Annotated in this window: 11 protein-coding genes; 5 read left to right on the top strand and 6 right to left on the bottom strand. The window is 65.1% G+C overall.

Annotated elements, in window-relative coordinates; translation table 11 throughout:
- Window positions 1-210: 210 nt before the first annotated feature.
- Together RR42_RS11280 and RR42_RS11285 are read right to left on the bottom strand one after the other, a co-directional pair.
- Window positions 211-714: a PaaI family thioesterase gene (locus RR42_RS11280; protein ID WP_082054873.1), complete on the bottom strand. Its 504-nt coding sequence runs from the start codon at window positions 712-714 to the stop codon at window positions 211-213.
- A gap of 37 nt (window positions 715-751) precedes the next feature.
- The gene (locus tag RR42_RS11285) at window positions 752-1,189 is read right to left on the bottom strand and encodes a PaaI family thioesterase (RefSeq protein ID WP_043346715.1); all 438 of its coding nucleotides are present in this window, start codon (window positions 1,187-1,189) and stop codon (window positions 752-754) included.
- A 120-nt stretch (window positions 1,190-1,309) separates the two neighbouring features.
- On the opposite strand from RR42_RS11285, the gene RR42_RS11290 reads away from it, so the two are divergent.
- Complete coding sequence (locus tag RR42_RS11290; RefSeq protein ID WP_043346717.1) at window positions 1,310-1,912, top strand: TetR/AcrR family transcriptional regulator; 603 nt, start codon at window positions 1,310-1,312, stop codon at window positions 1,910-1,912.
- A 268-nt stretch (window positions 1,913-2,180) separates the two neighbouring features.
- Here the strand turns inward: RR42_RS11290 and RR42_RS11295 are convergent, their stop codons facing one another.
- On the bottom strand, window positions 2,181-2,939 hold the full coding sequence (locus tag RR42_RS11295) for a FadR/GntR family transcriptional regulator (RefSeq protein WP_330218475.1): 759 nt from the start codon (window positions 2,937-2,939) through the stop codon (window positions 2,181-2,183).
- Window positions 2,940-3,251: 312 nt separating this feature from the next.
- On the opposite strand from RR42_RS11295, the gene RR42_RS11300 reads away from it, so the two are divergent.
- The 4 genes from RR42_RS11300 (at window position 3,252) to RR42_RS11315 (ending at window position 7,214) form a co-directional block, all read left to right on the top strand.
- Entirely contained in the window at window positions 3,252-4,070 is an 819-nt protein-coding gene (locus RR42_RS11300; RefSeq protein ID WP_043346720.1) for an NAD-dependent epimerase/dehydratase family protein, read from the top strand.
- 169 nt (window positions 4,071-4,239) lie between these two features.
- Window positions 4,240-5,538, top strand: a complete 1,299-nt coding sequence (locus tag RR42_RS11305; protein ID WP_043346722.1) for an MFS transporter — start codon at window positions 4,240-4,242, stop codon at window positions 5,536-5,538.
- A 201-nt stretch (window positions 5,539-5,739) separates the two neighbouring features.
- Window positions 5,740-6,828 carry a porin gene (locus RR42_RS11310; RefSeq protein ID WP_043346725.1) on the top strand — a complete coding sequence of 363 codons (1,089 nt, stop codon included), beginning with the start codon at window positions 5,740-5,742 and terminating at the stop codon, window positions 6,826-6,828.
- Window positions 6,829-7,028: 200 nt separating this feature from the next.
- Window positions 7,029-7,214 carry a DUF1289 domain-containing protein gene (locus RR42_RS11315; protein ID WP_043351928.1) on the top strand — a complete coding sequence of 62 codons (186 nt, stop codon included), beginning with the start codon at window positions 7,029-7,031 and terminating at the stop codon, window positions 7,212-7,214.
- Between the two features lie 46 nt (window positions 7,215-7,260).
- On the opposite strand, the gene RR42_RS11320 is transcribed toward RR42_RS11315, so the two are convergent.
- The 3 genes from RR42_RS11320 to RR42_RS11330 all read right to left on the bottom strand — a co-directional run bounded on the left by RR42_RS11320 (window position 7,261) and on the right by RR42_RS11330 (window position 12,104).
- Complete coding sequence (locus tag RR42_RS11320; RefSeq protein WP_082054875.1) at window positions 7,261-7,968, bottom strand: MOSC domain-containing protein; 708 nt, start codon at window positions 7,966-7,968, stop codon at window positions 7,261-7,263.
- Window positions 7,969-7,970: 2 nt separating this feature from the next.
- A complete protein-coding gene (locus RR42_RS11325; RefSeq protein ID WP_043346733.1) occupies window positions 7,971-10,433 on the bottom strand; it encodes a penicillin acylase family protein in 2,463 nt (820 codons plus the stop codon).
- A gap of 237 nt (window positions 10,434-10,670) precedes the next feature.
- Window positions 10,671-12,104 (bottom strand): aldehyde dehydrogenase family protein, encoded by a 1,434-nt coding sequence (locus RR42_RS11330; protein WP_043346739.1) that lies wholly within the window; start codon window positions 12,102-12,104, stop codon window positions 10,671-10,673.
- Window positions 12,105-12,301: the final 197 nt, after the last annotated feature.

A 12,301-nucleotide genomic window follows, 5' to 3' on the forward strand; every position in this document is an offset into this window, starting at 1 on the left:
CCCTGTCCGCGCCGCTTGAATGGCAGTCCGGTCGCGTAGCGAGCGGACTGCCATTTTCCATTCAAGCCTTACCGCTCGCCCTGCAGGCTCGCCTGGCCTGCCGAAGCCACGCGTGGCCCGAATTGCGGCACCCCATGAGACGGCACCGGTTGGGTCGTAGGGCGCAAATATCTGGCCGTTAATTGCACTAATGATGCCGAGCCAGGAATCTCAATCGTGGGGCACAGGCAGCTTGGCGGTCTGCGGCTCGACAGGCACGAAGATGACCTCGCCCGAGGCCACCAGCCGAAGCGCGCCGCCGGCCTGCTCCGCGAACACTTCCGCCCTGGCAAACACCTGCCGCTTGCCGGCCTTGGTCACGCTGGCCCGCGCCACGAACGCCTGCCCCACGGCCGGCGCCATGCAGTTCACCGAATAGTGGGAAGCCATCACCGGCCCCCCTACCGTGGTGGCCGCGAATCCACAGGCGGTATCGACCAGGGCGCCGATCACGCCCGCACGGAGGAATCCCGCGTATTGCGTGGCTTGGTCGTGCCAGGCCATGCGCAGCTCCGCCGCCCCGCCCTGCGCGCTGATCACCTCGAAGCCCAGCCACCGGTTGAAGGCGGCGCTCTGGTTGACACGCTTGACCGTGTCCAGCGAATAGGCGCCGTTGGTGGTCGCGCTGGTGGCCGCGCCGGTGGCCGCGCTGGTGCTGCTCGTATCTGCTGTCATTGCATTACCCTGCCTGATCAAGATTCAAGGAGAAAACTCACTGCATGGCCCGGAACGTCGCGTTGGCCCTGGCGCAAGCCACGCCGTCGGCGGTGACGAAAGCCTGGGCAAAGCACAGCGTGCCGCCGACCTTGGTGAATGACGTTTCGAACATCAGCCACTGCCCGATCCTTGCGACGTTAAGGAAGTCGATCGACAGGTTCACGGTGACCAGGCTGCGCGGCTCGGTGAATTGCATGCCGCACGACAGCCCCATGGCGTTGTCCGCCAGGGCCGTGATCAGTCCGCCATGGGCAAAGCCGCGTGCGTTGGTGTGAGCCCGGGCGAGCTTTACCGCCAGCACGATGGCCTGGTCCGTGCGTCTCGAGTACAGCGGCTCCCAGGGGTCGGTCAGCGGACTATGGCGAAAATGTGGCACGAAGCCCGCGGGAAGGTCGGCGGGAAGGTCGGCACGTTCGGCCGTGGCGCTGGTCATCGTGGTGTCTCCTGGTTGCATCGTTGAGGCTGTGATGGCTCAACCACTATTTTTAATGTAGACCAGTCTATATAATTCCAGCAGGATATCAACCCCTCCCACGACCGAGGACTTCATCACATGGCCGCTCAAGCCAAACATCGGGACAAGATCGTCCGCGCCGCTGCCGTGCTCTTTCGCCGCTATGGCTACGCCGCCAGCGGCACCAATGACATCGTTGCGTTGAGCGGCGCGCCAAAGGGCTCGCTCTATCACTACTTCCCGAAAGGCAAGGAGCAGATCGCCGAGGAAGTCATCGTGTACGCCGGTGAACTGGTGCGCGCGACGCTCGCGCAGCTATGCGCGGAACACGACTCGCCGGGGGCGATCGTGCGGGCCTATGGCGTCTTGATGGCCGGCTGGATGGCCCAGTCCGACTATCGTGATGGCTGCCCGATCTCCACCATCCTGCTGGAAATCGCCCCGGAGGCCGAGGGCGTGGCATCGGCAGGCAACGCGGCCTTTGCCGCATGGGAAGCCGTGCTGGCCGATGCCTTCGCGGCGCGCGGGATCCCACGGGTACGCGCCACCGAGCTCGCGGGGCTGGTGATCTGCGGCTGGCAAGGGGCACTGACGCTTGCCAAAGTGGCCAGGAGCGGCCAGCCAATCCGGCGCGCGGTGGATGAGCTGGCGCGACAACTCGACGCCGAGCCGCGGAACATCGCCCAGGGGCAGCCCGGCTGATGCGGCTTTCGCGATCGGCGCGTCACTCTTCAGCCCAAGACACATGATGTCCTACAACATAGGGAGCATCGAGAACCTCATTTGTGCCAGCCTGCCATCTGAAATTGGTGCCGAAGCACCGTGATTCGTGACGGCACCTACGAAAGACGACCGAGCTGCCGGACTTAGGCAAAGTTGCCATACAACATCGAGCGAGCGAGCGCCCCAACATGGGTCAGCACGGCCCTGCCGCACCTGGACAGGACGCGCGCCGGCTCACGACCATGAGTCAGGCGCCCTCGAAGATTCGACGCCTGGCATTCTCGATATGCCGGCGCATCGCGATCGAGGCTTGAGTCGGCGAGCGCTGCGCAATCGCCTCGATGATCGCCAGATGCTCGGCCTGGACCTGCTCGAAGCGCGTGGGATTGCGCGTCTGCCCCAGGTTACGGGCCAGTTCCATGCACTGGCGAATCGGGCCGAGCGCATGCTCGACCGTGGGCACGAAGAACGGATTGTGAGATGCCCGCGCAATGGCCAGATGCAACTGCAGATCCTCCTCCACGCCCGACGTCTCGCTTTCCTGCGTGCGGTCCAGCGCGGCGTAGGCGGCGCGAATGGCGTCGATGTCGGCATCGGTGCGCATCTGCGCTGAAATCTCAGCCACGCCGACTTCCACACAAAGGCGGAACGCATAGTAGTGCTCGATGTCGGCGATGCTGGAGATCTGGGGCGTGACCGGCTGCCCGCGTACCGGCATGCGCTGGATATAGCTTCCGGATCCCCGCCGCGAGACCACGATGCCTTCGGATCGCAAGCGCGACAGCGCCTCCCGCACGGTTGTCCGGGATACCGCGTAACGGCTGGCCAGATCGGCTTCCGTCGGCAGCTTCTGGTCTGCGGAAAACTCTCCCCGCAGGATCGCTCCGATGATCAGCTTGCAAACCTGCTCCGAAAGACTGGCGCTGTCGGTTGCCGTCAATACCAATTCGTCCACACCTTGCTCCTGCTGCTCCGCCGGCTGGCCGGCGTATGGGTTGTTGCGCAAGCTGTCAGACTAACATACTGGATGTGGGGTCCATCAACCGTTCGGCACGCCAATTTCCTTTTTAAATATGGTCATTACGCCATCTACGGTTGGGGGTAAACCCGATTTCCCCATTGTTGTCGTTGACAAGCCTTTGAAATCCTAAGAAAGTTGTCCTACTTTACTTGCACTTGTCGGACAAATAAATTTAACTCATGTTGTATGACGTCTCATGAATGATTGCGATGCCAGTTCAGCTGGCACTCTTCATGGGATCAGAGCGCGAGCGCTCCATACGCCAGGCCAAACCAAACAAGACGGAGATTTCATATCGTGACCAAGATTGCATTAAGCGGCGCCGGTGGCCAGTTGGGCACCGTGCTGCGGACCGCCCTGCTGGCGCGAGGCTATGACCTGCGCTCGTCGGGCAACTCGCAGTCGCTCGCACCAGTCGCCGAGGGCGAAGAGGTAATGCGTGGCGACTTGTGCGACCCGGCCGTGGTCGACCGCCTGCTGGACGGTGTCGACGTGTTGATCCATATGGCTGGAACGAGTGTCGAACGCCCCCTGCCGGAGATCATCGACAACAACCTGCGGGCGCTCGTCGAGGTCTATGAGGGTGCGCGGCGCCAGAAAGTCGGCCGCATCGTGTTCGCCAGCTCCAATCACGCCATCGGCATGTATCCGGTGGACCAGCAACTCTCGACCGACTGCGAGTTTCGCCCGGATGGCTTTTACGGCTTGAGCAAGATGTGGGGCGAAGGGCTTGCCCGTCTGTACTGGGACAAGCACGGCATCGAGAGCGTCTGCGTGCGCATCGGCAGCTGCGTGGAAAGGCCGCAAGAGTTTCGGCATCTGAGTACTTGGCTGGGACACGAAGATCTCGTGCATCTCATCGAGCAGGGCATCACGGTTCCTGACCTTGGCTTCCTCGTCGTGTGGGGCGTCTCCGCCAATGCACGCAGCTGCTGGAACAACGACGGCGCGGCGCGCCTGCGCTACCGGCCCAAGCAGAATGCCGAAGATTTCGCCGAAGAGATTCTCGCCGGCCCGAACCCGCTCGATGCCATCGGCCGCCAGTACCAGGGCGGCAGTTTCGCGAGCATCGATTTCACGCCAGAGGCGCAGCGCCATGGCGGCGCGCACAGGTAACGCGTAAGCCAGGAAGCTTGATTTCCGGCCCCTGCCCCACGCCGAGGATCAATGGCCGCTTGCTTTGGCCGGCTGACCTGCGTGGATTGGCCCTGGGGCCAACCCGGATCGGGAACGACGCAAAGCGTCACACGGCTTTGCCGCGAACCCATAAATACAAGGAGACATGATGAAACACATAAAGGGCATGCGCTGGTGGATGGTCAGCCTGGTCACGATGGGCCTGATCGTCAACTACCTGGCGCGCAATACGCTATCCGTTGCCGCACCGACAATGATGTCGGAGTTGCATATGACGACACAGCAGTACTCCTATGTGGTCGTGGCCTGGCAGGTCTGCTACGCCATGATGCAGCCGGTCGCCGGCCTGGTACTGGACGCCATCGGCACCAAGATCGGCTTTGGCATCTTCGCGCTGGCGTGGTCGCTGGCATGCGCCGCCGCCGCATTGGCCTCAGGCTGGCAAGGCCTGGCGTTCTTTCGCGGCCTGCTTGGCCTGGCCGAAGCCGCAGGCATCCCCGGTGGCGTAAAGGCGACGACGGAATGGTTCCCCGCCAAGGAACGCTCGATCGCCATCGGCTGGTTCAACATCGGCTCGTCGATCGGCGCGCTGTGCGCCCCGCCGCTGGTCGTGTGGACGATCCTGAACGGCGGCTGGCAACGGGCCTTCATCATCGTCGGCGCGCTGGGCGTGGCATGGACCGTGCTTTGGATGCTCTGCTACAAGCATCCGAAGAACCAGCAGCGCCTGTCGGACCAGGAACGCGAGTACATCCTTGCCGGCCAGGAGGCGCAGCACAAGGATGCCAACATGGCCAAGGCAAGCTGGCTCGAGATCATGCGCAGCCGGAATTTCTGGTCGATCGCGATTCCCCGTTTCCTGTCGGAGCCGGCCTGGCAGACCTTCAACGCCTGGATTCCGCTTTACATGGCAACCGAGCGCCATATGAACATCAAGGAGATCGCGATGTTTGCATGGCTGCCCTTCCTCGCCGCCGACATCGGCTGCGTGCTGGGGGGCTATCTCAGCCCGTGGTTCCACAAGCACCTCAAGGTGTCGCTGTTTACCTCGCGCAAGCTGGTCATGCTGGTCGGCTGCCTGGCGATGATCGGTCCGGCCTGCGTGGGCCTGGTGGACAGCCCGTACAGCGCCATCGCGCTGTTGTGCGTCGGCGGCTTCGCCCACCAGACCTTGTCGGGCGCGCTCTACTCGATCACGTCAGACGCGTTCGGCAAGAACGAAGTGGCGACAGCCACCGGCCTGGCCGGCATGAGCGGCTACCTGGGCGCGACCCTGTTCACGCTGCTGTTCGGCATCGCCGTCACGCATATCGGCTACAGCCCGCTGTTCGTCCTGCTGGCAGTGTTCGACCTGATCGCCGCCGCCATCGTCTTCCTGATGGCGCGTGAACGCGCTGCGCCCGGCGCGGCGGCTGCCAACCTCGGCTCCCCCGCACTCCACTCCTGACACCTGACGAAACACAGGCCGCGTCAAGCCTGCCGGGCCCGAACGCACACGCGTTCGTGGCCCAGGCGAAGTGCCGCCCACGATTGGCGGACGCACGCCCACCGGCACGGCGCACGGATAGCGGCTCGCGGTTGTGCAAGAACATCGGCACGGGACCAGCCGTGCTCGAAAAATCCAAGAACCTTAGAGGAGATCGTTGAAATGAGAATGAAATTGCTTGCCGCCACAATGGCTGCCCTGGCCGCTGGCGGCGCAAATGCTCAGTCGAGCGTGACGCTGTATGGCGTGGCGGATGCCGGCCTCGAATACACGAACAAATCCTCCGCGACAGCCGCTGGCGCTCCCGGCGGCAACGCTTATCGGCTGACCTCGGGCAATCAGTCCGGCTCGCGTTGGGGCATGCGCGGCGTCGAGGATATCGGCGGCGGCCTGAAGGGCATCTTCGTGCTGGAAAGCGGCGTGAACTTCGACACCGGCTCGTCGGGGCAAGGTGGCCGCCTCTTCGGGCGCGCAGCCTATGTCGGCCTGCAAAGCCCGTACGGCACGTTCACCCTGGGCCGCCACACGACCCCGTTCTTCGACTTCGGCCTGCTCTACGATCCGATGGCGATCTCGACACGCTACGGCATTACCTCGACCGCGCCGGAATTTGGCTCGCGTGCCGACAACAGCGGCAAGTACACCGGCACGTTCGGCGGCCTGACCGTGTCCGGTCTCTACAGCTTCACCAACAATGGCAACGAGGTGGCGGGAGCCTTCACCAACGGGCGCGAATACAGCTTCCTGGCCAGCTACGCGGCGGGTCCCTTCGCGATGGGCGCGGCTTATGACCAGGCGAACAACACCGGGGCTGCCAGTGCGCAGATGATTCGCCGTGCCACCGCGGCTGGCTCGTACACGCTGGGCGTTGCCAAGGCATTCCTGGGCTACCGCTGGGCAAAGGCTTACAACGGCGCCTCGCTGCCCGGCGGCCAGTTCACCAACGGCGGGTCGAACCTGTACTGGGCAGGCCTGGCCTACCAGCTGACCCCGGCATTCTCGCTGACAGGCGCCGCGTACTACCAGGACTTCCGCAATAGCGGCGCCGACCCTTGGGACTTCGTCGCGACAGCGGATTACGCCTTGTCCAAGCGCACCGACCTTTACGCTTCCCTGTCTTACGTCAAGAACAAGGGCAACTCAAACCTGAGCGTGAACGGCTTCAACAACAACAGCCCGACCGATAGTGCGTACGTTCAGGCTGGCGCGAACCAGTTTGGCGCAACGCTCGGCATTCGCCACAAGTTCTGATCCGGTGCGCGACGCCGGCATCCTGACCGATGCCGGCGTGGTGGCGGCCAAGGCCGGCGCGGCCAGCCGTTTATAATGAGCGCCCATCCGCCCCGCCACCCAGCCGCATGCCGTCAAACCCGCAAGACTCCTGCCAATCCGCCCAGCCAACCGAAGGGCAGCCGGGGTCACAGCCGAATTCACCACGCGGCGACGAAAGCCTGTTCGACCGCCCGGACAGCCCGTGCATCGGCATCTGCTCGACCTTGTTCGACGAGATCTGCCAGGGTTGCGGGCGCAGCGCCATGGAAGTCAGCAACTGGGTCTTCATGGACGACAAGGAAAAGCAGGCCGTGTGGGAACGCATCACGCGCGAGGGCAAAGGCAAGCGCTTCCGCCAGGGCTGAGCCAGGGCCGGCTCTTGCGCCCACGGTGGCCGGCTTAAGCGTAGCTTCAGCCGCCTGCCAGCCGCGGCTCCATATCCTCCACCTCGCGCCGCTCCAGCCGCTGGCGCGCAAGCTTGCGCCAGTTCTCGGCCAGTGCCGGCAGCGTCGCCATGACGCACAGGGCGCCCGCATCCAGCCGATCCACATAGAGCACGTGCAGCAGCCGCTGCAGGCTCCAGTCCGGATACGGCCGCTCGACCAGCACCAGGCTGTCGCCCCGCTCCAGGCCGCCCTCTTCCAGCACCCGGTAGTACCAGCCCGTGCGCAGGCTTTGCTGGACCGCGCGCGCCATGCCGGCGTGCCCGAACCGATGGTTCAGCTTCCAGCATGGCTGGCGCGCCTGCGACACCTCGACCAAGGCCCCGCCCAGGCGAAAACGATCGCCAATGCAGACATCGGCCTCGGTCAGGCCAGCGGTGCTCACGTTCTCGCCAAACGCGCCGGGCCGTGCCAGTACCTCGGCCGCCTGCGTGGACAGCGGCGAGAGTTCCTCGCGCCAGGCCGGATAGTGATCGAAGGCGTAGTGGTGAATGGCCTTTTCCGGGCCGCCATGGTGCCTGGGGTCGCCCTGCCCGTCTCCAGCCAACCCCAGCACGGTGACGCGCACCGCCCCGTCCACCGCCTGCTTGTCGATGCCGCTAGGCACGCCCTTGGGCCCAAACGGGCGCACGGTGCCCAGCAACACGCAGCCAATTGGAATGGACACCCCGGTCATCGTCATCGCCTGCCGGCCGGTTGCAGCACCAGCGTGTCGAATGCCTCGTTGCCCGGCGCGCGGCGGCCCGGCGCCATGGTGATGTACTGCACCGCGGCCCACTTGTCGGTCCAGTCGCGGTAATGGGTCGATGTCACGTTGCCCGATTGCCCGGTCGAATCCATGAAGCGCGACTCGGCCAGGTCCGACAGGTCGTAGATGGCACGCAGGCTGGCCGCGTGCACGCTCTCGAACGGCGCCGCCTCGTCACGCAGGTTGTGGCGCCCCACGTTGACCGTGTAGGTGTCGCCGCCACTGGGCACCTTGACGTTGAACAAACCCGACAGGTAAGGCTGCTTGCCGAACGGCTTGTGCTCGGAGCGGGCCGCGTGCGCCTGGCCCCAGCGCCAGCGCTCAGGCTTGTCGCCGTAGCGCCGGTCCAGGTCGGCAATGGCGAGACGCCAGGCTTTGGCCACGGCATCGTCGCAGCTCTCCGTTGCCGGGGTGGTGCTGTCGTCGCACCAGAACGTGCCTTGCCCCCGCGGATTGCGCAATACGTTGAGCATGGGCTGCTGCACGTTACGCTGCTCCCACAGGCGGTTGAACAGCGTATCTCCGACCTTGTCCTCGAACAGCACGCGCGACAGCTCGCGCAGCCATGCGGTTGCGACCAGCGGCTCGGACAGCCCGGGCTGCATATCGCCATCCCATTTGCGCAGCGATGCGATCAGCGCGCGCTCGCGCTCCGGCAGCGCCGGGTCGCTGGCAATGGGAGATGCCAGCAGCAGCGGCAAGGCATCGCGCACGGCAAGCGAGAGCGTGTCTTTCTGGATCGCGCCAAAACTGTCCAAGGTGTGCCGCTCGGTGGCGTCGATCAGCGTGCGGATGCGCTGGTAGCGATACGGCACGGTCCATTCGCTGGTCAGGAAGTACGGGTAGTCGTCCTCGACGATCTTCTGGTTGGCGGTGGCGATCACGCCCTCGGGCGGATTGAAGCTGCGCGGCAATTGCTCGAAGGGGATGAAGCCGCTCCAGTCGTAGCGCGCGTCCCAGCCGGGGGCCGGCGCCAGCCCTTTCAGGTCATTGTCGGCGCGGCGCAGCGGCACGCGGCCCGGCGCGATAAAGCCGATGTTGCCGTCGACATCGGCGTAGACGATGTTCTGCTGCGGCGAATGGAAATCGCGCAGCGCCGCCAGGAAGCTGGCCCAGTCGGTAGCGCGGTTCAGCGCCAGCCCGGCCTGCACGGTCCGGTCGTCGGCACGCAGCGCGGTCCACTGGAAGGCCACCACGTACTGTGCCCCGAGCGGGGCCGCGGCCGTCGCCACCGGCTCGGCCGCATCCGAAATCACCGGGCCATGGCGCGTCTCACGCACGTTCAGCGTCACGTCGGGTGCGCCCTTGACGTGGATGGTCTCGGTGCGCGTGACGAACTCAGCCCAGCCGTCCGGCGTCTGGTAACGCTGCGTGCTGCCAGGCTGCAAGCGCTCGATATAGAGATCCTGCACATCCGGCGCGGTATTGGTGAAGCCCCAGGCGATGCGCTGGTTATGCCCGAGCACCACCGCCGGCATGCCGGGCAGCGTAGCGCCCGTGACATCCAGCCCGGGAGCCTGCATCTGGGCGAAGTACCACAGCGCCGGCGCCTGCAGCCCGAGGTGCGGATCATTGGCCAGCAGCGGCTTGCCCGAGCGGGTATGGGCGCCCGACACCACCCAGTTGTTCGAGCCCATGCCCTCCACATAGCCCGCCGGCGCCTGCTGCTCGACTCGCGCCATGGCCGTGGCCAGCGGCGCCAGGTGCCGGTAGAGATTGCCGTAATCCATGGTACGCAGCGGCCGCTCGCCAGGATAAGGCGCCAGCAGCTCGTTGATGCGCGACACCGGCAGCACCTGCGCCAGCCGCATGCGCAGCGTCTCCTGGGTCCAGTTGCCGCCCAGGTCCCACGCCATCATGGTCTGCCAGGCCAGCGTATCGGCCGGCTCCCAGTGCTCGGGCCGGGTACGCAAGATCAGGAACTCCGGCGGCAACGGCCCCTTGCGGCCATCGATACAGGCATTCACGCCATCGGCATAGGCCTGCAGCATGGCGCGGGTCTCGGCGGAGGATTGGGCCAGGATGGCTTCGGCATTACGCCGCACGCCCAGGGTACGCAGGAAACGGTCGGTATCCAGCGCGCTCGGCCCCAGGATTTCCGCCAGCCGGCCGGACGCGATGCGCTTGTTCATCTGCAACTGCCACAGCCGATCCTGCGCATGGACGAAGCCTAGCGCAAAGTAGGCATCCTGTGCATTGGCCGCCTTGATATGCGGCACGGCATGGCGGTCCCGCACGATCGATACGCTTTCGCGCAAGCCGGGCAGCTTCAGCGTGCCCGCGGTCTGCGGCTGCGATGCCTGCCGATACCAGACATAAGCGCCAAACGCGCAGACCAGCAGCAGCACCGCCAGCGTCAATACCAGCCAGGTCAGCCGTTTCAACCAACGCATCGATCCCTCTCCCCGCGTGGCGTGTCGCGCCCGCGCCTTTATTTATGTTTTTGGTCCCACGCCTCTTGCCCCGTGCGCAGGTCCGCGTTCAGTCCCGCGTTCAATCCTGCTGGCCGGCCAATGGCACTCCGGCATTATCGCCGAATCATGCCTGCAGCCAACGTGAATCGAGCCAGCGAACCCACCCATGAAAAATGCCCGGACCAGCCGGGCATCGTTCCTCGCCAACCGCCGGCCTCAGGCAGCCGGCTTCTTCATCTGCAGCGACTTGTACTCGAGGAATTCCTCGAGCCCGTACTTGCCGGCCTCGCGCCCGTTGCCGGACTGCTTGTAGCCGCCAAACGGCGCCTGCATGTTGAACGGGCCACCGTTGATGTCAACCTGGCCGGTGCGGATCCGGCGCGCCACGCGGATGGCGCGCGCCTCGTCGCCCGACCACACGCCGCCGCCCAGCCCGTAGATGCTGTCGTTGGCGATGCGCACGGCATCTTCCTCGGTGTCGTAGCAGATGATCGACAGCACCGGGCCGAAGATCTCTTCCTGCGCCACCGTAGCCTTGGGATCGACGTTGCCCAGCACCGTCGGCTTGACGAAAAAGCCCTTGTCCAGCCCTTCGGGCGCCTCGGGGCCGCCTGCGACCAGCTCGGCGCCCTCGTTGATGCCGCGCTGGATATAGCCGGTCACGCGGTCCTTCTGCGCGGCTGAAATCAGCGGGCCAAGGCGGCTGGATTCCAGCAACGGGTCGCCCACGGTATAGCCCTCGACCACCTTCCTGGCAATGGCCTTGACCTCGTCGTAGCGCGCGCGGGGCACCAGCATGCGGGTATGCGCCGAGCAGGTCTGCCCGGAGTTGAGAAAACAGGCGCCCACGGTACCCTTGACCGCGGCAGCCAGGTCCGCGTCGTCCAGGATCACCGAAGCGGACTTGCCGCCCAGCTCCAGCGCCACGCGCTTGACGCTCTGCGCGCCCAGCTCCGACACCCGCTTGCCGGCGCGCGTCGAACCCGTGAACGACACCATGTCGACTTCCGGGTGGCTGGCCAGGACCTCGCCCACCACCGGACCGTAGCCGGTGACCAGGTTGAACACCCCCGGCGGCAGCCCGGCGGCTTCGATCACCTCCGCCAACACGAAGGCATTGAGCGGCGCCACTTCGGATGGCTTGAGCACCACCGTGCAGCCCGCGGCCAGCGCCGGCGCCACTTTCAGCGTGATCTGGTTGAGTGGGTAGTTCCACGGCGTAATGGCCGCGACCACCCCCACCGGCTCCCGAACCACCAGGGAATTGCCGACCTCTTCCTCGAACGCGAAGGTATCGAGCAGCTTGGCGGCCTGTGCCCAGTTGTAGACCGGGCCGCCCACCTGAATGGCGCGCGCCATCTTGATCGGCATGCCGACTTCGCCGGCGATCAGTTGCGCCAGTTCCTCGCTGCGCGCCTTCAGGCCCTCCGCAATCTTGCGGATATAGCCTGCGCGCACGCTGGGCGGCGTGGCCGACCAGCTGTCGAAGGCGGCTCGCGCTGCCTGGATAGCATCCTCGGCGTCGCGCGCGTGGCCTTCGGGGATGCGGCCCATGACGGCTTCGGTCGTGGAGTGGATAACGTTGATCAGGCCGGTACCGTGCGGGGCAACCCACTTACCGTTGATAAAGAGTTTGTCTCGTTGTTGCATGGCCACAGTTTTCAGTTGGGTGAATAGGCGGGTGCAAATTTTGTTACTTTTATGGTGCATCACATTGTAGTGCGCTTTGGCGACTCGTTTTTTTGCAGCGCGCCAGCAGCCACAAACAACGTGGCGATAATCGGCCGGCGCGCCGCATGACGCAAAGTGCGGTATACCACACTACGCTGCGCGGCCTATCACAATGG

Origin of the sequence: Cupriavidus basilensis, assembly GCF_000832305.1 — a bacterium.
GTDB classification, from domain to species: domain Bacteria; phylum Pseudomonadota; class Gammaproteobacteria; order Burkholderiales; family Burkholderiaceae; genus Cupriavidus; species Cupriavidus basilensis_F.